This window comes from Paenibacillus sp. J31P316, from assembly GCF_056269105.1.
On sequence record NZ_JBWDNI010000003.1, the window covers coordinates 701,950 to 725,818 of the forward strand.

Consider the following 23,869-nt stretch of genomic DNA (forward strand, 5'->3'; position numbering starts at 1 on the left):
ATTAGGAGGTTTACTTATGTTCGCATGGCAACAATGGAATCGACCGAGGCTGCTGAGAGCCGCAGGCTCCACGCTGCTCGCATTGACGATAATCTGGCCGAACCTGGCACCTGTGCAGAAGGCGGAAGCCGCCGAACTCGGATACTATGTCGGCGGAGACAACGCGTCGGATACGAATCCGGGCACGGATTCGGCGCCCTTCGCTACCATTCAGAAAGCAGCGAGCGTTGCGGCGGCAGGCGATACGGTGTTCATCCGGAGCGGAACGTACCGCGAAACCGTCACTCCGGCCAATTCCGGGACAGATGGCCATCCGATCGTGTATCAGCCGGATGGCGATGCCGATGTCACCATCAGCGGAGCCGATGTCGTCTCCGACGATAGCTGGTCGGTGTACCAAGGCAGCATTTATGAGACCACCGTCGCGCTTCCGGTCAACGGCTACAATGATCATATGACATCGAATGATACGCTGATGGCCAACCAATTGTTCGTCGATGGCAAGATGATGATCGAAGCGCGCTGGCCGAACGTATCGAATTCGGACGACCTGCTGAACCGCGCCGATTGGAGGCCGGCGGACAACGGCACTTGGGCTGCCGCGAGTCCGAGCGGCATGACGCTTAACGATGCTGGCATTCCGGATATCGAGGGAGGCTGGGCCGGCGGTCAATTGTGGACGACGGGATGGTTCATTCCTTCGACCGCGCAAATTACGGCCCAGAGCGGAACGCAGCTTACGCTGTCGCGCAACGTGGACAGCGCGTTCCGGGAGTATTATTACCTGACCGGCAAGCTGGGCGCGCTCGACAGCGCGAAAGAGTGGTTCTATGACGGAACGAAGCTCTATCTGTGGGCACCGGATGGCGGAAGCCCGAAGAACGTCGAAGTGAAGAAGCGGAACTATGCGTTTAATTTGAACGATCGTTCCAATATCGCGATTAACGACATCCACGTGCAAGCGGCATCCCTCGTGACGAACGAGAGCAGCGCGAACATCGCCATTGACGGGCTGCAAGCCCAATATATTAATCACAGCGTGACGCTGCCGGGTCCGGATTTGACCTACTCTCACTCGGACGAGACGGGCATTCGGCTGATCGGGCCGGGAAGCAGCATCCGAAACAGCGTCGTCGCGTACGGCTCCGGATCGGGTATCGTGCTGGGCGCGGGCAACAGCGCGACGAACAACCTGGTCCATGACATTGCCTACGATGGCACTTATTCAAGCGGTATCGTGCCTAAGCCGTATACGGACAACCAATCGATCACGCACAATACGATCTACCGCACGGGCCGATCGAGCATCGACATGTACAATAACCGCAATGTCCTCATTGCTTATAACGATCTGTACGAATACGGCTTGTCCAATATCGACATGGGCGGCATCTATTCATCCAGACACTCCGATCTGACGGGCACGCATATCCACCACAACTGGATCCATGACAGCAAGGCGCCGACCGACGGGGAAGGCATCCAAGTCGGCGTTTACCTCGACCAAGGGTCCGGCCCGGCGCTGGTCGACCACAACGTCATGTGGAATAACATGGTGGACTATTACAATCAGCATGAAGAAGTCAATCCGATGAAAATATTTGATACGTACAATAATACGTTCGGTTCCATGCAATACGCTTCCTATCTGACCTATCAGAATCCGCCGATCGACAATAACGTGAACAATATTCATCGGGATTCGATTCTGTCTGCGGATAATGCGACCCATGCCATCAAACAGAAGACGGATCCGGAATTCGTGAACGAGGGCCATGGCGGCTTGAAATATCGGCTGAAGCCGGAATCCCCGGCCGTCGATAAAGGGGCTGTCGTCGAAGGCGTAACGGACGGGTATCTAGGCGCCGCGCCGGATATCGGGGCTTACGAGCTTGGCGGCGAGGAGTGGGTTCCTGGTTATTCGGCGGAAGGCTACGTGCCGACTTACTATGCAGCGGAATTGCCGCTCGAACCGACGCCCGTGCCGTCCGGCGGCCAATCCGCAATCGGAACGGTAACGGTCGACGATGACGAGACGGGTACGGGCGAGCTTCAGTACGAGTTCTCCGGCACTTGGAATGCCAGCGCCAATCCGGATGCTTACATGGAAACCGATCACTATAACAACAAAACGGATGATTACTATCAGGTGAAATTCACCGGCACGCAAGTGAAGGTATACGGCGAGAAGAATGCATCCTTCGGCATCGTCGGGGTATCGGTGGACGGCGGGCCGGAACAGCTCGTGGACTTGTACAATCCGACGAGAAAAGCGAATGCGCTGCTCTATGCAAGTCTCGTGCTGCCGAACGGCAGCCATGCGGTCAAAGTCAGATTGACCGGTACGCATAATTCGCTATCGGACAATACTTATTCCACGGCCGATCGGGTCGTCGTTACGACAGGCGTCGCAACGATCGACGATGCCGAGACCGGAACGGACAATTTGCAATACGAGTTCGTGGGCGGCTGGAATGCCAGCGCGAGCGAAACGGCCTACTCTCATACGGATCATTACAATAACAAAGCAGATGATTATTACCAAGTGAAATTTAACGGAACGGGCATCGAGGTATACGGCGAGAAGAACGCTTCTTTCGGCATCGTCGGCATTTCCGTGGACGGCGGAGACGAGACGATCGTCGATCTCTACAGCGCCGACAAGATTCCGGATACGCTGTTATTTACCGCGGGCGGACTGACTCAGGGCAGCCATACGGTGAAAGTGCGCATTACCGGCACCAAGAACGACAGCGCGAATAACAATTACACGACTGCCGATAAAGTCGTCGTTCGCTTGGGCAACTCGCTCGTCGATACGCTGACAGTCGACGACGACGACACGGGTACGGACGAGAGCCAATACGACTTCGTCGGCACATGGAGCAGAAGCGCCAACGGGCAAGCGTATATGGAAACCGATCATTACGACAACAAAGCAGGCGATTATTACCAAGTGCCTTTCACGGGCACGCAAATTCAGCTGTATGGCGAGAAAAATAACGGGTTCGGCATCGTGGCCGTCTCCATCGACGGCGGGCCGGAGGTTCTGGTCGATCTCTACAGCGCCGAACGCAAAGTGAATACGCTGCTCTATACGAGTCATGCGCTGCCGCTTGGCGGACATACGCTGAAGGTCAGAATCACGGAGCTGAAGAGTAGCAGCTCGGGCGGAAACTTCCATACGGCCGACCGTGTCGTCGTAACGGCAACGGAGCTGCCGCCGGCAGCAACGGTGACCGTGGACGATGCCGAGGTTGGGACGGAAGAGCTCCAGTATACATTCGCGGGTACGGGCTGGGGAGCCGGGACATCGAACGAAGCGGCTTATCAATCGACCGACCATTACAGCAATATTGCCGGCGACAGCTATCAAGTCCGATTCACGGGCACGCAGGTGAAGGTGTACGGCGAGAAGAACGCCTCGTTCGGCATTATAGCCGTTTCCATCGACGGCGGTCCGAATACGCTGGTCGACTTGTACAGTGATACCCAAGCCGCGAATACCTTGCTGTACACGAGCCCTGGACTGCCGGATGGCAGTCACACGGTGAAAGTAAGCATCACCGACTCGAAGAACGACGCTTCGGAAGGCAACTTCGCAACGGCGGACCGCATCGTGGTAACGACCAGCGGCGCGATCGACGTGCCGACGCCGTCTACGCTGCCTGCGGCCGGCGGTCCAGTAGATCCTGGAGAGCCGACGGATCCGGATCCGACAGTGGAATCAGAGCCGGACCCGGGCGTGGTCTATGAAGCGGAAGACGCCACGCTTGCGGGCGGGGCGGCGCTGAACACCGACCATGCCGGCTTTACGGGAACGGGCTTCTTGGGCGGTCTCGGCAGCCAAGGCTCCGGGGCGACCTTTACCGTGAACACCCTTGCCAAAGTCACGAAGGACGTCACGCTTCGGTATGCCAACGGGGATTCCGATATTCGTTCGCTCAGCTTATATTTGAACGGCGTGAAAGTGAAGCAAACGCGATTGATCGGCACCGGCAGCTGGGATGGCTGGGGCTATCGCACCGAGCAGCTGGTGCTGGAAGCCGGCGAGAATACCATTACGTATCAGATCGACGCCGGCGATACGGCTGCCGTGAATCTCGATCATATCAGCATTCCGTACGATGCCGACCATGTGCATGCGGTAGGCACGAAATACGAAGCCGAGTCTGCCGTGCTGACGGGCGGCGCGAAGGCGAACAACGATCACATCGATTACTCCGGCGATGGCTTCGTGGACGGCACCGGAAACGAAGCGGCATCCCTGGCGTTTACGGTGAATGCCGCCTCCGCGGGCAGCAAGGACGTGACGGTGCGCTATGCGGACGGCGACGATGACAGAACGATGTCGCTCTACGTCAACGGAACGAAGGTCAGACAGGTTCATTTCTCCGGTACCGGCAGCTGGGATACATGGGGCAGCAGAACCGTGAAGCTGGCGCTGGCCGCAGGCGAGAACACGATTGCGATCGCGAAGGACGCAGGAGACACCGGCCTTATTAATTTGGACTACATCAGCATCGCCAATGATTCGACGGATCCGACGGACCCGACAGATCCAACGGGTCCGACAGGCCCAACAGGTCCGACGGGACCGACTGCACCAATGCCGACGCAATCTCAGAAGTCGATCGATAGAAGCGCAGACGGCACGGCGTCGCTCACGGTGACGACCAACGCCGGCTATCTGCTCGAGCAGTTGAGAGGCACGGATAAACAGCTGATCATCGACGCTTCGACGACGGAAACGGTGGACCATGTTGAGCTCGTGCTCTCCGGCGAGGTCATCGCGAAGGCTGCCGAGCTCGGCAAGGCGATTGTCATCCGAAGCAATGGCGTGCAGCTGCAGTTCGACCCTGGCGCCATACACGCTAAACCTACGGATGTCGTCAAGCTTAGCTGGTCGATCGCGCGCAGCCAAGCGGAATTAGACGGGATGAACCCGGTGTCCGACGTTTATGATTTCGGCTTGACGGTCGGCCAAGAGACCATTCAATCATTCGGCGGCACGGTAGAAGTCCGCTTCGCCGTAGACAGCGCCAAGATCAAGGATAAAGAAAAGGCAGGGGTTTACGCCTACGACGAGACGACGGCACGATGGGAATATGTCGGCGGCACGCTCGTCAATGACGATGAATTCGGCGTTCAACTGCCGCACTTCTCCCGCTACGCGGTACTCGAGTCGAGCAAGACGTTCGGCGACATTCAAGGCCACTGGGCGCAGGCGGCCATCGAGCGACTCGCGGCCAAACAAATTATCGAGGGCGTAAGCAGTAAAGTGTTCGATCCGAATGCGACCGTAACCCGCGCGCAATTCGTCTCCATGATCGCGCGTGCCTTGCAGCTGCCGGCTTCGGCGAACAAGAGCGCATTTAATGACGTGGCTGACTCCGTTTGGTATAAGGACAGCGTATATGCGGCAAGCGCTTCAGGCATTATCACGGGAACGACTGCCGCGACTTTCGAACCGAACGCGGTCATTACGCGCGAGCAAATGGCGCAAATCATCGTCAATGCTTATCGCTATGCATCCGGCAATAAAAGCCCTGAGCCCGCAGCAGGTGGATCGTTCACGGATGAAGATGCTATTGGCACTTGGGCATTGAACGCGGTTCGAACCGCTGCGGGACTGCAGCTGATTCAAGGCTTTACGGACGGCTCCTTCGGTCCGAAAGCCGATGTAACGAGAGCGCAAGCGGCAGCAGTAATCGATAAGCTGCTGGCCATTGCCAAGAAGTAACGAAGAAGCAGTCAAGAAGCAGCCAACTGTTTTACCGGGAGGGCGGCGGCCGTTTACGAAAGTCCGCCGCCTTCCCGTCTTTATAATCCTTAAAGGATCAAAGGGGGTGGATGACGAGTTCGTTTGGCCAGATCGAGATCGTTTGGAGGAGGATGAAGCATGAACGTTTCCATGAAGAGCAGCATGCGCAAGATGGTCTTATTCGTAATGGCGGCTGCGGTCAGCATCCCTATTATTTCGCCGATTCAACCGGCAGCGGCGGCCGGCGCCGTCTACTATGTAGGCGGAACCGGCGCTTCGGACGGCAACCCGGGTTCTTCCTCGCAGCCGTTCGCGACGATCCAGAAGGCATCGACGGTCGCGGCTGCGGGGGATACGGTGAGAATACGCACCGGCACGTATCGCGAAACGATAACGCCTGCCAATTCCGGATCGTCGGGTAACCCGATCGTCTATGAACCGGATGCGGGCGCCGACGTAACGGTCAGCGGCGCGGATACCGCGGATGGCGGCTGGACGGTGCACAGCGGCAATATTTATAAGAAAACCATCTCGATGACGAACGGCTACAACGCCAACATGACCAACAACACGACGCTGCTCGCGAACCAAGTGTTCGTGAACGGTCTAATGATGATCGAAGCGCGCTGGCCGAACCTGCCGGACTCGAACAATCTGTTCAATCGCGGCGATTTCCGCGACGGCACGATCGGCAGTTGGTCAACGACGGGCGCCCAGACGGTGAACGACGCGGGCATTCCGAGCATCAGCGGCGGCTGGGTCGGCGGAACGATGTGGGTGAACGGCTGGTTCATCTCGCAGACGCGCACGATTACGGCCCAAACGGGAACCCAGCTGACCTTGTCCGGCGGCATCATCGGCGGAGATGACCGCCTTCGGAAGTTTTATTACTTGACGGGGCGTCTAGGCGCGCTTGACGTGGCGAAGGAATTTTTCTACGACGGCACGCAGCTCTACCTGTGGGCGCCGGGCGGAGGCAGTCCGACGAACGTGGAAGTGAAGAAACGGAACTACGCGTTTGACCTGAGCGGCAAATCGTACATTACGATTCGGAACATGAAATTGTTCGCGGCTTCGATTACGACGAACGCGAGCAGCACGAACATAACCCTTGACGGGCTGAACGCCAAGTATATCAATCATGGCGTGACGATCACGGATTCGGACCTGACGTATACGCATACCGGCCAAGTCGTGACGGGCGTCGGCACGGGCATTCGATTGATGGGCGCGAACAGCATCATCCAGAATAGCGAAATCGCCTATAGCTCCAGCGTAGGCGTAGCTCTCGGCGCGAGCGCGACGGCGAACAACAACCTCATCCACGATATCGATTACGAAGGGACGTACGCAAGCGCGGTCATGCCCGTGGACGGCACCGACGGCCAGACCGTCACGAACAATACGATCTATCGCACGGGCCGCTCGAGCATCGACTTCATGAACAGCAAGAATGTCAATGTCGGCTACAACGACATGTACAACTTCGGGATGCTCAATATGGACATGGGGGCGATCTACTCGTCCAGAGACTATGTCACGGACGGCTTGCGCATCCATCACAACTGGATCCATGATTCCTCGGCGTTGTCGACGGGCGAAGGCATTCAAGTCGGCATTTATTTCGACCAAGGCTCAGGCTTGTCGCAGTCCGATCATAACGTACTGTGGAACAACGTCGTTGCGGATTACTACGTTCAGCATACTTCTGCCGCCGACGTGCAGAAGATCTTCAACAACACCTTTGCGACGTCGGGGTACGCTTCCTACGTCACCTATCAGAATGATGCATTGGATAATATGAAGAATAATATTTTCCGCGACGACGTCATTAACTACAACCCGTCTACGACATCGCTCTTCCAGACGACGAATCCGCTGTTTGTCGGCAGCGGAACAGGCGGGCTGCAGTATCGCCTTGCTTCGGCGTCCCCGGCCAAAGACGCGGGAGCGGTCATCTCCGGCGTAACCGACGGCTATATCGGATCCGCGCCGGATATCGGGGCATACGAATACGGCGGAACGGATTGGGTTCCGGGCTATGTCGCGCCGGTGACGGGCACGGCAACCGTCAACGATACGGTTACCGGCACGGGGCAGAACCAGTTCGAGTATGCCGGAACAGGCTGGGCATCAGGGGCAAGCACAGGGGCTTATCAGGATGACGAGCACTACTCGGGCACGACCAACGATTATTATCAGTTCGATTTTACGGGCACGAAGGTCGAGGTGTACGGTCAGAAATACACGTCGTCCGGCATCGCTGCCATTTCCGTTGACGGCGGGGCGGAAACGAACGTGGATCTCTATAACGCCTCGATGCTCAAGAACACGCTGATCTACGCGAGTCCGACGCTGACTAGCGGCACGCACACGGTAAAACTCCGCGTAACCGGAACGAAGAACGCCAGCTCGTCGAGCTACTGGCTCGTTGCGGATCGCATCGTAGTGACGGCCGGAACTGCCGCAACGGCAGCCGCGCCGACGCTGAGCCTGGCGGCAGGCACGTACGACGGCACGCAATCCGTGACGATGTCGACGGCCACCTCGGGCGCGGCCATTCGGTACACGACGGACGGCAGTACGCCGACTTCGGCTTCCGCCTTATATACGGGAGCGGTCAGCGTAGCGTCCTCCGCGAACGTGAAGGCGATCGCGGTGAAATCCGGTATGACGGATTCGGCCGTCACTTCGGTTGCCTATACGATAACGAAGACGGTCAATGATTTCGTTACGGGTACGGGACTGAACCAGTTCGAGTTCGCCGGAACATGGGGGTCGGGCGCGAGCACCGGCGCTTACCTGGACGACGAGCACTATTCCGGCAATGCCAATGATTATTATCAAGTCGATTTCGCGGGGACTAAGATCGCGATCTATGCGCAGAAGTACAATTCATCGGGCATCGCGGCGATTTCCATCGACGGCGGAGCCGAGACGACGGTGGATCTCTATAATGCGACGCTGCTGAAGAATACGCTGATTTATACCAGCCCGACATTAACCAGCGGCAGCCATACCATCAAGATTCGCGTAACGGGAACGAAGAATGCCAGTTCTTCCTTCACGTGGGTCGTGGCCGACAGAATACTCATTACGACATAAGCCATCATCTGCGAACAGCCAGCCGCGCATGCGGCTGGCTGTTCGTTCAATTCCGGATTGCAGCATAAGTCAGCCGGATATTCACTATTTCCATGATACCGCTTGCATATAGAATGGAGAAGGCGGCACGGATCCGGCGAGCCTTCACGCTGGATCAAGAAAATTGGATTCTGAAAAGGGTTCGAACCACAAAGGAGCGCTAAGATGACGACGTATCGAGTAAACAGAGGCGTGGTGGAATGCGGGAAAGGAATTCCGGAATCGCCGAGATGGTTCTCGGACAGCCGGTTGAATTTTCAAATCAACGAGCACGCGATTACGCAGGTGAACTATCATAATCCGCTGGCCATTCGGGGCTGCAACACGATATTCCTGCAGCGGCTCTGGGATGGGTTTAAACATTATGTCGAGCTGGAGGGCGTGACGCATAGACTCTCGTATGCGAATTCCGCATTATGGCCTTTCGGCATAGCGTCTGAATGCGTCGTTAACGGAGCGATGCTCCGTCACCGGCTGCTGGCGGTCGAAGAATCGATCGTGCTGCAGGTGATTACGCCGGCAGAGCTGCCCGCTGGATTCACGTACAAGCTGGAGTTCTACAAGGATTTTGCCTTGATTCCGGCGGATTCGCAGGATTTCCGTTTCAGCGCGGGCAGTACGAGCCGCAGCTGGTCGGCATGGCAATATGACGCGGCAGCCGGGCTGCTTCAAGGCTCCTTCGTGGAGACGCCTACGGAGCGGGAAGCGGGCCACCCCGATGACGTTAACATCAACAACCCGGATGTAAGCCAGTCACGTGGCGACGATCCGGTTCCGCTTCATATCGGCATAGGCGCGAATTTCCCTTTGCGTTTCGCGGAGCGCCCGCTCAATGCCAAATACATGTTATCCAGCGCGGCGCATCTGGAGCCGAATCGGACGTACAGCTTCATCATCGCCATGCATCCGGCCAAGGAGGAGCTGTCGGACAAGATAAGCCGCCTCACGGCCGGCATGGAGGAAGCCGTCGCCAAGCAGTTCGCCCGGTATGAGCGCGTCCGCGAGAGCACGCCAGTCCTGGAGAGCCCTTATTCGTCGCTGAACGATTTCGTGAGTTTAATTCCGATGTATCACGAATCCTGCAAGGTGACGGACGTTCCGGGCGCCATCAAGGCCAAAAACAAACAATATTGGGTATGGGGCTGGGACGGCATCACGAGCAATTACGCCACGCTCTACTGGGGCGATCAGTCGTTTATCGGCGATATGCTTCGCTTCTACGAGGAGACGGCAGATGCGGACTGGGGCATCGCCCACAGCTACCGTCACGACATGTCCTTGAACAGCGTGAGCGCCCTGCCTGCGCAGAGCATGTATATCTCGCTGCTGCAGCAGTATTATGCGGCTACGGGCAGCAAGCAGGAAGTGCTGGACCGGTATGCATTCGCGAAAAGAATTTTCAATCTGATCCTGACCCGGGAGGTGCAGGGCACCGGATTTTGCGAAGGGGCTTCGTTGTTCCCGGATTTCCCGTCGTTCATGCATGAAACGGGAACCAGCGACATCAGCAGCCTGAACAATACGATCTTCTACTGCGCCGCCCGATCGATGGAATATTTGGCGGAGCTTGTCGGCGATCGCGAGACGAGCGAGCGGGCTCGGGCGGTCTTCGGAGGCATCGAGCACCATTTTCTGCCGTTATTCTATGATGCCGAGAAGCAATTCGTCGTCAGCTCGGTCGATTCCAAGACGCTGCGGAAGCGGAATTCCTTCAATGCCAACGCGGTCAAATGGGAAAGCCATTATTTGAGCGATCTTATGGATCCGGTGAAAGCGGGAGCCTTGGAATTCTTCGAGCGGAATATCGTCTGCAAAGCAGGCCTGCGGGAAGTTCCGGTCTGGTCCGATGCCTTCGACATGGATGCCAACCAGCTGCACTGCTGGTGGCCGGTCACGGGCGAGTATTACATGCAGCTGATCAACGGCGCGGACAGGAAAGATCTGATCGAGCAGTGGATCGGCTGGGTGAGCTATTGGACCGGGAAGCTGACGTGTCCGGAGGGCATCTCGTGTTATGTCGATACGGACGAGCCGGAGCTCGACCGCTGGAATACGGAGCAGGGAACGTGGCATGCCTATTCGATGCGGGGCTGGTACCAGGCGGCCATTCATGGCGTAGTAGGCGTCTCCATGGAAGCTGGCGGACTGACGTTCCATCCCTATGACGGCGAGGAAATGACGCTGCGGGGGTTGCATTACCTGGACCGACGCTTCGATATCGTCATGCTGGGCTCGGGTCCCTGCATTCAAGCGATTGAAGTGGACGGCCGGACGATTCAAGCGACCCATAAGCTTCCGGCAGACGCAGCCGGCGAACAGCCGGACGAAGCCGTTACGATCATCGTGCACCGGGTGCGATCGAATCCTTATCCAGTGAGCATCGAGAAAGCTTACGGCATCGATCTGACGAATTACGCGTACGACGATGGGGTTATTCGCGCATGCATGCAGGGAGCGGGCACGAGCAGATTGAAGCTGAACGCGCAGCGGAAGCCGATTGTTCTGCTGGGCGGACAGCCTGCCGAAGTGCACTACGATGCCGAGGCGGGCAAGGCAACGGTACAAGTGGATTTGCGTGCGGGGCAAGCGGTGGAGCTCGAGATTCAATAGTCGCTTCCAATGTGCGCGGAGATGAAAGAAGAGAGGGGAAGACCCATGTTCTCGGCACCGATCATGCTGCTGCTCGATACGAGCATGACGCTCGACCATGCCCGCATTCGCGAGGCTGTTGCCGATATTCGCCGGCAAGGCTTCGATACCGTTTGCGTGGAGTTTCGCAACAGCATCTACGATGAGTACGACCCGCAGGGCAAAGCGGCGGCGAAGGTTGTATCGGAGGAAACGCAGAAGCTTGGCATGCAATTTCTGATGATCATGCCGATGCTGGGACCGAATATCGTCAAGGATTACCCGGAAGCGCGTCAGACCTGGGCGGTCGAGCATTCGGGCCGGGTGATCGATAACAGGTTTTCCATTGCGATCAGACGCGTGAACAATGTCGGCTTTGTCCATACCGATCCGAGAGCGAGAGGAATAACAAAGGCGTTCCGCATCGTTCGCGAGGAGGGGAGGATCGTCCAGGCGGTCGACATTACGGACCGGATCACGTATGCCATCGACATGAATATCGAGACGACGCTGTCGGGCACCTGCGAGCAGGACGGGGAAATTCTCGTGTACGCGAAGTACGACACGGACTATATCGATTTCGCTTTCGGCGGCATGCATCGATCGGTAGATTCCTTCTTGGAGCAGTACGCCGGCTTGCCGCTGGACGGCTACGCGATCGATGAATTCGGCGCGGGCAGCAGGTCCAGCGAGGATGTGTACTGCGTCGGCGAACATTTCCTTCAAGCGTTTCAGGACAAATACGGCTATGATTTCGCGGATCATCTGTATTTGATGAAGAACGAGGCAGAGGGCGGCTGCGCGGGCAAGGTGCGATACGATTATTACCAGCTGACGCTCGATCTCACTTACGGCCTGCAGAAATACGTGAAGGAACGCTACACCGAACGGTTCGGCACCGAGCTGTTCGGCGGCTTCCACAGCACCTGGTGGGGAGAGGGCAATTCGGGTGACCTGTGGGCGGGCAATATCGACTATTTCAGGCTGACGGACAACTTGAGCGGCGGCTTCGTGGACGCGCAGTTCGACGCGGAGCGGACGATGGTTTCGATGACCATGCTGTCGGAATCGCTGGCCAAATATTCGTCCAGCGGGCTGGCGTACAACATGTGCTGGGACCGGAATACGACACGCGAGAAGCTCGATTATTACCAGCGGCTGCTCGCCGTCCGCAACGTGCGGTGGGTCGGCCATGCTTACGGCTACGTCGGTCCTTTCGGTCCCGGTTACCCGGATCACGTGACTTGGGAGGATACGAAGGTTTGCTTGGATCGTCAGAAGGCTTTCCAGACGTTCATCGGCAAAGCGGTCAGCAGGCCGAAGCTTGCGATGATGTATGTGTGGGAGTCGGTTGCTTTCTTCAATAACGACGATATGCACTATCACCGGCTCAGCTTGAAGGCCGTACTCGACAAAATGCTGCAGCGCCACTACGAAATCGATCTGATCCCGACAACCGAAGGGGAGTTGGAGCGATATGACGCGCTCATCGTGCTATGGCCAGCCATGATGCCGGAGTCAACATGGCAATCGATACGCGCTTACGCCGCAGCCGGCAGAAGATTGATCTTCATCGGTCCGCCGGCGCAGTGCACGACGGAAGGACGCGATATTCGCGGCGAGTTCTTGCAGCTGACAGGCGCTCAGACCGGTCCTATATTCTCGGGTAAAGCCTATGCGGGCGAGTATGAATATGCGGAATGGGATATGTGGTTCTCCGCATCCAAAATCGAGATGAAAGCATTCCCGATCACGCCGCAAGGCAGCGAGGCCAAGCTGCTTCATGACGGCGATATCTTCGGCGTCAGCAAGGGGAACGTGGACTATTACGCGTTCGAAATTGCGCTCACGCCTTATTTTGAACCCATATTAGCTTCCTTGGAGCCCATTCGCGAGTTGGATCTTCCGGATGCTGTCATTAGCAAAGTGTCCTATGACGGCGATATCGCCGTTCTATCACTGACAGGACGATGGGATTCGCGAATAAACGCCAGGTTTGCCTTCAAGGGGAATACGATCGCGATTCGCGACGGCGTGCTGGTCGGCATTCGTCTGCAAGGCGACGTCGTAATTGAAATCATCAGCGAAGCGCATGCCACGATCGAAGTGAACGGCCGCAAGATGGATTACGCGACGATTAGATAGCTGCTTCTGCTGTGGACTAAACGTTATTAATAGGCTCTGCTTAATTGCTAGTCATATCGATTCTAGGAGGGTATCTAGTGAAAACGAAACGGGCATTTCTCACGGAACCGCGGACATTCGAGCTGCGGGAAGTCGACATTCATCCGGGGCCGGATGATGTGATGATTCGAGTCGCCGTATGCGGCTTGTGCAACTGGGAGCAGAATCATTGGAAAGGACGCATGGGCGAGTATCCCCAATCGCTCGGTCATGAGATGGCGGGAACGATCGTCGAGGTAGGAGAGCGGGTGAAAGATTTCGCCGTCGGAGACGTCGTAACCGCCTTGCCTTACGGACTGACGGGCTTTTCCGAATATACGGTTCTTGAAGCAAGGACTTGCTTTAAACTCGCCCCTCACATCGATCCTCGGCACGGATTGGGCGAACCGTTGAAATGCGTCGTTACCGTGCTGCGAGCCAGCCGTCCCGAAGCTGGGGATTTCGGCGTCGTGCTCGGCAACGGACCGATGGGATTGTGGTGCATACAAGCGCTGTCGGGAAATTTGCTGGCCGGGCTCATCGCGATCGACGTCGACGACCGCAAGCTGGAATTGGCGAAGAAGTATGGTGCGACGCATACGATCAATCCCAAGTCGGAGGAAGCCTTGGAGCGAATCTTCCAAATCACCGGCGGCCGTCTGGCCGATTTCGTGATCGAGGGCACGGGGAATCCGAACCTGATCAATACGGCGGTCAGCTATTTGCGCAGAGGCCGAGGCAGACTGGTGTTGATGAGTTCCTACGAAGAGGAGAGCAAGTCCGTCAATGCGGAGCAGATTCTGAAGAAAGGGATCGAGATCATTGCCGCGCATCCCGGGTACTCGCTTGACGGCGTGGATGATTTGCGGCGGGCGGTGCAATTGCTGAACGGAGGGGTGTTCAGAATGGAGGATTTGTACAGCCATACCTTCTCGCTCGACAATATTCAAACGGCCTTCGAGACGCTGGAGAATAAACCGGCCGATTATTTGAAGGGCGTCGTTCTGTTCTGATCTGATTGTTATGCTCAGACCGTTCAGACCACTCGGACCGTTCTCCTTTGAACGTTTTCTTATGGCTGTTTTCTGTTAACAAACAGCAAAACCGCCTGCCGGCGATCATCGCCGGCAGGCGGTTTCTTTGTCCGCGTAATCGGTCACGACGGGGGCGCGTCGGTTCCCTATTCCGCGTATGCGATCGTTTGAATCGTGCCGTATTCAAGATAATGAAGCTCCGTGAATTTCACGCTGCGTTTATGGTCGACGCCGCCGGACAAAGAAGCGTCATGGTAGAACAGGTACCACTTGTCCTGGAATTGCACGATGGAATGATGCGTGGTCCATCCGAGGACGGGCGTCAGGATCGTTCCCTTGAACACGAACGGTCCTTGCGGATCGGCGCTCAACGCATAGACAATCTTGTGCGTGGTGCCCGTAGAGTAAGACAGATAATACATATCGTTATGCTTATGCAGCCAAGGGCCTTCGAAATATCTTCGTTCCTCGTCTCCGGCAAGGAGCGGCTGCCCGTTCTCGTCCACGATCGCAATCTCCTTCGGCGCCGATCGGAACGTCAACATGTCTTCGTTCAATTCCGCGACTTGCGGTCCGAGCGCAGGGGCCGATGCCGCCGGGCCTTCGCCGTCCGGCTTGAAGACGCCGGTCTGCCACTTCTCCAATTGTCCGCCCCACAAGCCTCCGAAAACCATATACGCCCGGCCGTCATCGTCGACGAATACCGCTGGATCGATGCTGAAGCTGCCAGGGATATAACTCTCTTCGGCCCGGAACGGACCGGCAGGATTCGTGCCGGATGCCACCCCGATTCGGAAGATGCCATCCTTGTCCCTGGCCGGAAAATACAAATAGTACGTGTCGTTCTTGAATGCTGCGTCAGGGGCCCACATTTGCTTCGACGCCCAAGGAACATTCCGAATATGAAGCGCTTCTCCGTGATCGGCGCATGGCGAATTCACGTCGTCCAAGGACAAGACATGGTAGTCTTCCATCGCGTACTGGTCGCCGTTATCGTTGGTTGGACCGTCATGGTCGATATCATGCGAAGGATAGATATACAGTTTCCCTTCGAATACGTGCGCAGAAGGATCTGCCGTATAGATGTGCGTAACGATCGGCGCGTTAGGCGCCGCGGGTTTCATGGAATGGGACATGCGCGTACACTCCTTCGATAGTGAAATGGAACACTCTCGCGGCTGGAAACCGAGAGGCCGAGAGACGATGCAGTCGCTAACGTCCATGTTCAGCATACATGCAGCGCCCCCGTTGGCATAACCCTACGAAGTATAGAACGTCCTGCAATTTTTTTAGATTTGCGGCCGTTGGACTGCCGATATGACGAGGTTAACCAGAACGGTCTCTTCATTTGAGCGTAAGAGCTATAATTTTCAAAGGAATATGTAAACTTTATAGGTTTCAACCGATCGGGATTTCAGGCTATAATTAGACCCTGGTTTGGAATTCTCCTAGCAACTATACTTGCAAGCGGTTACAGATACGGGCGGCATGAATCGGGAGGGGACGTCAACATGAACGAAAACGCGCGTCAAGGCGCATATTATACGGGAACCTACAGGAACGTTTTCCGCGAACTCGGCTATTCGGAGGATGAAATCTCCGATCGCGTCGAGGATACGTGGTCGAAGCTGTTCGGACCGTCGGAAGACACGCGGATCTATCATGAAGCCGGCGAAGAGATGGGCTATCTGCTCGACACGGGCAACCTCGACGTCCGTACGGAAGGCATGTCTTACGGAATGATGATGGCGGTGCAGATGGACCGCAAGGACGTGTTCGACCGAATCTGGAAATGGACGTTTACGCACATGCTCCTGACCGAAGGAGAAAATGCCGGCTACTTTGCCTGGTCCTGCGGCCCGGACGGCACGAAGCGCTCGAACGGGCCGGCGCCCGACGGCGAAGAGTTCTTCGCGATGGCGCTGCTGTTCGCTTCGCATCGCTGGGGAGACGGGCCTGGTCCGTTCGACTACGGCCGGCAGGCAAGGGAGCTGCTGCGCGTCTGCATTCACAAGGGGGAGGACGGCGTCGGTCATCCGATGTGGAATCCGGATAACAAGCTGATCAAGTTCGTTCCGAGCTGCGAATACACCGATCCGTCGTATCATGTGCCGCATTTCTACGAGCTGTTCGCGCTGTGGGCGTATCCGGAGGACCGCGATTTCTGGCGGGAAGCCGCGGCGGCCAGCCGGGCTTATCTGCATCTTTCGTGCCATCCCGTAACGGGTCTTGCGCCCGAATATGCCCATTACGACGGCACGCCGAATGACGATCGGGGCTACGGCAAGTTTTTCAGCGATTCGTACCGCGTGGCGGCGAACGTCGGCTTGGATTACGAATGGTTCGCGGCCGACGGGTGGCAGCGGGAGGAAGCCGATCGCATCCAGTCGTTCTTCGCGGAGATCCCGGCAGGCGACTATCGCCGCTATACCATCGATGGCGAGCCTTTCGAAGAGAAGGCGCTGCATCCCGTCGGACTGCTGGCTACGAATGCGATGGCATCGCTTGCTTCCGAGGGACGGCATGCGGAAGCAAGCGTCCGCCTGCTGTGGGACACGCCCGTTCGGGACGGAGACCGCCGCTATTATGATAATTGCCTCTATTTCTTCGCGATGCTGGCGCTTAGCGGACGTTTTCGGATCTGGATGCCGGCCGGCCGGTCTATAGCTTAATCTTGAGCAGCCCTTCTTCCCATCGAACGATGCGGGGAGGGGCATGTCTATTGGAAGAGGGGATTCCCATGCACAAGATCTTATTGGTAGACGATGAAATCTTCGCCAGACAAGGGCTGCGGAGCTTAATCGATTGGGAAGGGCTCGGCTTCCAAGTCGGCCATGAAGCGGATAACGGGGAAGAAGCGCTGCGGATTATTAAGGACGTCAAGCCGGAGCTTGTCATTACCGATATTCGGATGCCGGTGCTCGATGGATTGGAGCTGATCCGGGCCGTCAGGGAATCCGGCAATACGGACACGAGGTTTATTATCATCAGCGGTTACGGCGATTTTAAATATGCTCAGCAGGCGATCAAATTCAACGTCATGGATTTTATTCTGAAGCCGATCGATGAGGAGGAGCTCACGCATTCGCTTATCAACCTGTCGAAGCAAATCGATAGCGATAAGCAAATGAAGGAGGAGCAACCTGCATATCCCCTGCGTCAAGCGACGGAACGTCTGCTCTCGGGCAAAGCGGATGAAACCGAAATCGCTGCTCTCGAGAAGGCGCTGGGCTGGGATCGAGTTGGCCGCTATTACTGCCTGCTTGTCGAAATCAATTCTATTCCCGAGATCGCGGACGTGCTCGGGAATAATCTAGCGACTCGGCCCGCAAACCGACAATCCATAGAATCCTCCGACAAGGAGCTCCATCTTATGATTGCGCGTACGGCAGCGGATCAGGGGCTGGCCGTGCATCCCATTCAGAGTTTTGATCATAAGCCGAGGGTGTTCGGTCTGCTGATACGTGCCGGAGCGTCCGGTCCGACCGTCATGAAGGATTCGGCCGAGCGGCTAGCGCGCAGGCTGCGGGACCGGCTTGCGGAGCCGGTTATCGTGTATGCCGGCGACGAGGTCGCGAAGCTGGACCTTGCTCGCGAGGCGTATCGCACCGCTTGCGCGGCAATGGACTACAAATACGCGTTTCCCGGGCGCCAAGCGCTGTCGTACGAGGAGATGCGCGGCGTCGAGCTTCGCTACGAAGACTTCGAGCCGGCGGATTACGCCAAGCTCCTGGAGCAGATGGAGGAAGGCCGCAAGGACGAAATGATGGCAACCGTAGACTGGCTGTTCGAGCAGTTCCAAGCGAAGCGCTATGCGCCGGAAGCGGTGCAAAACGCGATCGGCCGCGTGGTCTTCGGCGTCATCGGCTCGATCCGTTCGATGAACGGAGACGAGAGCGAATTGGCCTCGCTCGAAGCTATCCTTCAATGGCGCAAGCATCCTTTGACGCTGGATGGCCTCAAAGCTTATTTTCAGAGCTTCATTACGGAGAGCGCATGTTTGGCCGCGAGCTTGCGCAAGAACAATGCCAAGGGCGATATCGTGAAGATCAAACAATACGTCGAGCAGCATTACAACGAGGATATCAGCCTGAAGCACATGGCCTCCCGGTTCTATATGAATCCTGTTTATCTGGGCCAGTTGTTCAAGAAGACATACGGCCTCTATTTCAACGATTTTCTGCTTCAGCTTCGCATCCACCATGCGAAGCGGATGCTTCGCCAGACGGAGATGAGAGTGTACGAAATCGCGCGGACCGTCGGCTTCGATAATCCCGACTACTTTGTCTGCAAATTCGAAAAGGTGGAAGGCCGGACTCCGACCGCGTATCGGAACGAGCTTCTTGCCAAGTAACGACGGGGGCTTCCAATGCGACTTAGCTTAAACCATGTGCGGCTGCGCGGCAAAATGATCATCGTATACGTGCTGTCCGTATTCGTGCCGATCGTGCTGACCAATCTGATTTTCTACCAAGTAACGACGCACCATGTCAAGCAGCAGAAGATGAACGACATGTCCAAGGCGATGGAGCAGGTGAGGGGCGATTTCCTGGCGCAGATCGACGTCGCGATCGGCATCTCTTCCGTGCTGTATACGGATAATCTGTTAAACGACGCGCTGGAGACCGATTATCCCGATGCCTCGTCATACGTCGAGAGCTATTACAAGAATGTGAGCCCTACGCTGTACCGCTATTCTCCGATCTACAAAGCGATTCAAGGCATAGCCATTTATACGGACAACGCATCAATCGTCGGTGGAGGCGGAGTTTTGCCCATTTCGGCAGACGTGCGTACGGAACCATGGTTCCAAGCGTTTACGGCCGAGAAGAATCAATCGCCCATGCTGATCCGCAATACGATTCAAACCAATAAAGGACCGACGGCAATCTATTCGATCATTCGCAGACTGGATTACTTCAAATACCAGAATACGATGACCAAAATATTGAAAATCGACATCAACCTCGATACCATCGCGAATTTGTTCCGCAAAACGGTGCTGCAAGGCGATTTGTACCTGGTCAATCGGCGGGGGGAAATCGATTATGCGACGGATGCAGGCCTGAATTGGCAGGATGCCAGTCTCCCCTTCGCGTCCATCGACCAGCCGCCGGACGCGCTCGCCTTTACCGAAACGTTCGATAACGTCAATTATTTGCGCAATTGGCATATCGTCGGCCTCTTTCCCGAGAAAGGCGTGTTAGAGGATGTCTATCGTTCGCGCAATTTCGTCCTTTATCTCGCCATTCCCAATATCGTCTTCCCATCGCTGATCGTCGTCTGGTTTACCAGCTCGCTTAACGTGCGGATCAAGCGGATTCTGAGGCATATGAAGAAAGTCCGCAGCCATCAGTTCGAGACGATCGACCACCGGCAATACCGGGACGAGGTCGGCCAATTAACGAATGAGTTCAACCGGATGACGCTGCAGATCAAGAGCTTGATCGACGACGTCTACGTGGCGGACATTACCCGCAAGGATCTGGACATCAAGCGCAAGCAGGCGCAGCTGCACGCGCTGCAAAGCCAAATCAATCCGCACTTCCTGTTCAACGCGCTGGAGACGATCCGAATGCGCAGCTTGATCAAGCAGGAGACGGAGACGGCCAAGATCATTCAGCATATGGCGAAGATCTTCCGCAAATCGCTGTCCTGGGAACGGGACTGGGTGACGGTGCGCGAGGAGCTCGAATTGATCCTTTGTTTCCTGGAGATTCAGAAATACCGGTTCGGGGACAAGCTGGAGTACCGGATCGACGTCGACGAATCGGCCTATGATTGCCTGATTCCGAAGATGGCCCTGCTGCCGTTCGTGGAGAATGCGAGCATTCACGGCATCGAGCAGTTGAAGGGCAAAGGGCTGATCGAGCTGATTATCCATCTGAACGGGGGAACGCTGGAGGCCACGGTAAGAGACAACGGCATCGGGATATCCGAGGCAAGGATCGCGGAGATCTATCGGCAGCTGGAACGGGAAGAAGAGTCGATGGGCGATCATGTCGGCATCCGCAATTCGTATTATCGGCTGAAGATGCACTATCAGGAACGGCTTTTCTTCCGGCTCGAAAGCATCAGCGGCCTCGGGACCGTCGTGCGAATCGCCATCGCTTCCGCGATTGACGAGAACCCGGGTCCGTGAGTCAGGATCTATGGTTTTCAAAGGAGCGTCTAAAGTTTGTGCGGTACTCAACTTTCGCGGCGGGTTCTATACTGAAAGAGCTTACAGAAAGGGCTTACATTTCAAGCGCTTTCCGGCAGCTACAGCGATATTGATATGCGAGAGGGGATTCGCTACGATGGCTCAGAAGAAATTGGCACTGCTTGGTCTTACCGTTGCCATAACGGCAGCGCTTGCTGGATGCGGAAACAATAACAACAACTCCGGTGATGCCGGTACAAGTAATACGGGGAAGGATAACGGCGCTGCCGCCGCGAACGGCAATGCCGGGACTGCGGGCACGGCGGACGAGAATACGTCCAAGGAGGACTTGAAACCGGTCACGTTCACCTATTTCAATGCAGGCTCGCAGGTGCCGGATATCGATTCCAACAAGACGGAAATCGGCAAGAAGCTCGAGGAGCAGACAGGCGTCAACTTCACGCTGCAATTCCCCGTCGGCGACGTCAACACGAAGATCGGAACGATGATCGCGAGCGGCGATTATCCGGACGTGCTTGCGCCTGATACGGCGATCGACAAAGTGCTGGATGCCAAAGCTTTTATTCCTCTGAACGAGCTGATCGACCAATACGCGCCGAACCTGAAGAAGGTCTACGAGCCTTATTACAATCAGATGAAAGCGGCCGACGGCAACATCTACTTCCTGCCGTTCAGCCCGGTCGTCGGCGATTACATCTCAAGCCCGACGATCGACCAAGGCGCGTTCTTCATTCAACGCCGCGTTCTGAAGGAAGCCGGTTATCCGAAAATCAAGACGCTGGATCAGTACTTCGATCTGATCAAGACGTATAATGACGCGCACAAGGCGGAGAAACTGACCGGCTTTACCTCCCTGATCTACGATTGGCGCACGATGGGCATCTTCAATCCGCCGATGCATCTCGCGGGCTATCCGAACGACGGCGATGTCATCGTGGACATGTCGACGCACAAGTCCAACGTCTACGCCGACGACGATACGACGAAGAGATGGCTCCAGAAGCTGAACGAAGTCAACAATGAAGGCTTGTACGACCAGTCCTCCTTCGTCAACAACTACGATCAATATTTGGCCAAAGTCTCCACCGGCAGCGTACTCGGCTTCTTCGATTACGGCTGGCAGGTCAACCAAGCGCTTCAAAACATCAAGAAAACCGGCAACGACGATATCGATTACTTGCCGATGCCGATCGTGTTCGACGAGAATACGAAGGATCAATATCTCGACCCCGCCTCCTTCGTGAACAACCGGGGCATCGGCATTACGACTAGCGCCAAGGATCCGATCCGCATCATTAAGTACTTCGACAACATGCTGAAGGAAGAGAACCAGATCATGACGCAATGGGGCATCAAGGGCGAGACGTACGAAGTCGACGACAAAGGCCGCTTCTATCGAACGCCGGAGGAGATCGACAAGCTGAAAGACAATGCGACGAATCAAAAGATCGGCCTCGCCTACTTCGAATACAGCTGGCCGATGTACGGCCAAGGCTCGACGCTCTCGGACGGCAACTCGTTCAATGCAGGCCGCCAACCGGAAGTCGCGCAAGCTTCCTTCACCGACGGCGACAAGACGATCCTCGAGAAATACGGCGTCAAAACGTTCTCCGAGCAGTTTGCCGAGCCGGATGTCCGTCCATGGTACCCGGCATGGAGCATCACGATCGAACAGGGCTCGCCGGCGCAGATCTTCCAGCAGAAGTCGAAGGACGTGAAGCTGAAATATTTCCCTAAGCTCGTACTGGCGAAGCCGGATCAGTTCGACGGCATCTGGAACCAATATGTGGCGGAGTTCGATAAGCTCGACGTGAAAGGCTTCGAAGGCACGATGGATAAACTGATCGCGGATAAGATCGCCGTCGTAACTGGCGGTAAGTAAGCTAGCTGTTGAATAGCCGGTCCAGGCCTGCGGCAGCAGGCCTGGTATAATCGGCAGTCAGCGTAAGCGGCCGCAGGGCGCGGATCCGCGACAGGGAAGGAGAGGGAGCCGTGCGCAGCCAAACAGCTACAACATCCGCAGAATCGCGCGTATTGCCGCGGCCGACGGGAGTCAGGCTCTTTTTCAAGCTTCTATTGAAGCAGAAATCGCTTGTACTGATGTCCATGCCGTTCGTGCTTTGGATTTTCGTCTTCAAATACGTTCCCTTGTGGGGATGGACCATCGCCTTTCAACATTACCGGCCGAACCTCGGCATGTTTGAACAAGAATGGGTGGGTTTATCGCAGTTTCGGTTTTTGTTCTCCGACGATTCGTTTCTACGGGTTTTGCGTAATACGTTGGCCATGGCCGTCATCAAGCTCGTGCTTGGATTCGCAACCTCCATCGTGCTCGCCATTCTGCTGAACGAATTGCGCATGGCGATGTTCAAACGATTCGTGCAGACGATCAGCTACCTGCCGCATTTTATCTCTTGGGTCGTAGCGGCGAACATTATTTCGACTGCGCTGTCCATTGACCCGGGCGGCATCGTGAACGAAGTGCTGATGAAGCTTCACCTGGTCGACAAGCCGATCATGTGGCTTGGGGTCGGGCATTACTTTTGGGGAATCCTCGGCATTTCCGAAGTGTGGAAGGATGTCGGTTGGAATACGATCGTATATCTGGCAGCGATGACGATGATCGATCCGGCGCAGTACGAAGCGGCCGAGATCGACGGAGCGGGACGGTTCCAGCGGATTCTGCGGATTACGCTCCCCGGTTTGAAGCCCGTTGTCGTCATTCTGTTGATCATGAACTTGGGCAGTATCCTGGAAACCGGCTTCGAGCCGCAATACTTGATGGGCAACGGCATGAACGCGGACTTCTCGGAGAATTTGGAGATCTTCGTGCTGAAGTACGGGATCTCGATGGGCAACTTCTCGCTGGCCACCGCGGCCGGCATATTCAAAACCGTCGTCAGCTTCATTCTGTTGTTCTCCGCGAACCACCTGGCGAAACGCATGGGCCAGGAACGGCTGTTCTAGAAAGGG

General features: G+C 56.2%; 11 protein-coding genes. 10 read left to right on the top strand and 1 reads right to left on the bottom strand.

The features are described from left to right. The first annotated feature begins 16 nt into the window (after positions 1-16). From AC0YNU_RS14110 to AC0YNU_RS14130, 5 genes are all read left to right on the top strand, one after another. A complete protein-coding gene (locus AC0YNU_RS14110) occupies positions 17-5,743 on the top strand; it encodes an S-layer homology domain-containing protein (RefSeq protein WP_475757464.1) in 5,727 nt (1,908 codons plus the stop codon). 159 nt (positions 5,744-5,902) lie between these two features. Then, entirely contained in the window at positions 5,903-8,869 is a 2,967-nt protein-coding gene (locus AC0YNU_RS14115; RefSeq protein WP_475757466.1) for a chitobiase/beta-hexosaminidase C-terminal domain-containing protein, read from the top strand. Between the two features lie 204 nt (positions 8,870-9,073). Beyond that, a complete protein-coding gene (locus tag AC0YNU_RS14120; protein ID WP_475757468.1) occupies positions 9,074-11,518 on the top strand; it encodes a glucosidase family protein in 2,445 nt (814 codons plus the stop codon). Between the two features lie 45 nt (positions 11,519-11,563). Further along, on the top strand, positions 11,564-13,681 hold the full coding sequence (locus AC0YNU_RS14125; RefSeq protein ID WP_475757470.1) for a hypothetical protein: 2,118 nt from the start codon (positions 11,564-11,566) through the stop codon (positions 13,679-13,681). 77 nt (positions 13,682-13,758) lie between these two features. Then, entirely contained in the window at positions 13,759-14,712 is a 954-nt protein-coding gene (locus AC0YNU_RS14130; protein WP_475757472.1) for a zinc-dependent alcohol dehydrogenase, read from the top strand. A gap of 167 nt (positions 14,713-14,879) precedes the next feature. Here the strand turns inward: AC0YNU_RS14130 and AC0YNU_RS14135 are convergent, their stop codons facing one another. Then, positions 14,880-15,869 carry a glycoside hydrolase family 43 protein gene (locus AC0YNU_RS14135; RefSeq protein ID WP_475757475.1) on the bottom strand — a complete coding sequence of 330 codons (990 nt, stop codon included), beginning with the start codon at positions 15,867-15,869 and terminating at the stop codon, positions 14,880-14,882. Between the two features lie 375 nt (positions 15,870-16,244). Between AC0YNU_RS14135 and AC0YNU_RS14140 the strand changes: the two genes are divergently transcribed. The 5 genes from AC0YNU_RS14140 (at position 16,245) to AC0YNU_RS14160 (ending at position 23,863) form a co-directional block, all read left to right on the top strand. Further along, positions 16,245-17,405: a family 8 glycosyl hydrolase gene (locus tag AC0YNU_RS14140; RefSeq protein WP_475757477.1), complete on the top strand. Its 1,161-nt coding sequence runs from the start codon at positions 16,245-16,247 to the stop codon at positions 17,403-17,405. Between the two features lie 68 nt (positions 17,406-17,473). Next, the gene (locus AC0YNU_RS14145) at positions 17,474-19,087 is read left to right on the top strand and encodes a response regulator transcription factor (RefSeq protein ID WP_475757479.1); all 1,614 of its coding nucleotides are present in this window, start codon (positions 17,474-17,476) and stop codon (positions 19,085-19,087) included. 15 nt (positions 19,088-19,102) lie between these two features. Next, positions 19,103-20,875 carry a sensor histidine kinase gene (locus tag AC0YNU_RS14150; protein ID WP_475757481.1) on the top strand — a complete coding sequence of 591 codons (1,773 nt, stop codon included), beginning with the start codon at positions 19,103-19,105 and terminating at the stop codon, positions 20,873-20,875. Positions 20,876-21,032: 157 nt separating this feature from the next. Next, positions 21,033-22,778, top strand: a complete 1,746-nt coding sequence (locus tag AC0YNU_RS14155) for an ABC transporter substrate-binding protein (protein WP_475757483.1) — start codon at positions 21,033-21,035, stop codon at positions 22,776-22,778. A gap of 110 nt (positions 22,779-22,888) precedes the next feature. Next, positions 22,889-23,863, top strand: a complete 975-nt coding sequence (locus AC0YNU_RS14160; protein WP_475757485.1) for an ABC transporter permease — start codon at positions 22,889-22,891, stop codon at positions 23,861-23,863. Positions 23,864-23,869: the final 6 nt, after the last annotated feature.

Bases quoted from the DNA above. Each gene is read 5' to 3' on its own strand.
- AC0YNU_RS14115 (WP_475757466.1), top strand. From the start codon at position 5,903: ATGAACGTTTCCATGAAGAGCAGCATGCGCAAGATGGTCTTATTCGTA.
- AC0YNU_RS14110 (WP_475757464.1), top strand. From the start codon at position 17: ATGTTCGCATGGCAACAATGGAATCGACCGAGGCTGCTGAGAGCCGCA.
- AC0YNU_RS14120 (WP_475757468.1), top strand. From the start codon at position 9,074: ATGACGACGTATCGAGTAAACAGAGGCGTGGTGGAATGCGGGAAAGGA.
- AC0YNU_RS14140 (WP_475757477.1), top strand. From the start codon at position 16,245: ATGAACGAAAACGCGCGTCAAGGCGCATATTATACGGGAACCTACAGG.
- AC0YNU_RS14150 (WP_475757481.1), top strand. From the start codon at position 19,103: ATGCGACTTAGCTTAAACCATGTGCGGCTGCGCGGCAAAATGATCATC.
- AC0YNU_RS14125 (WP_475757470.1), top strand. From the start codon at position 11,564: ATGTTCTCGGCACCGATCATGCTGCTGCTCGATACGAGCATGACGCTC.
- AC0YNU_RS14145 (WP_475757479.1), top strand. From the start codon at position 17,474: ATGCACAAGATCTTATTGGTAGACGATGAAATCTTCGCCAGACAAGGG.
- AC0YNU_RS14135 (WP_475757475.1), bottom strand. From the start codon at position 15,869: ATGTCCCATTCCATGAAACCCGCGGCGCCTAACGCGCCGATCGTTACG.
- AC0YNU_RS14155 (WP_475757483.1), top strand. From the start codon at position 21,033: ATGGCTCAGAAGAAATTGGCACTGCTTGGTCTTACCGTTGCCATAACG.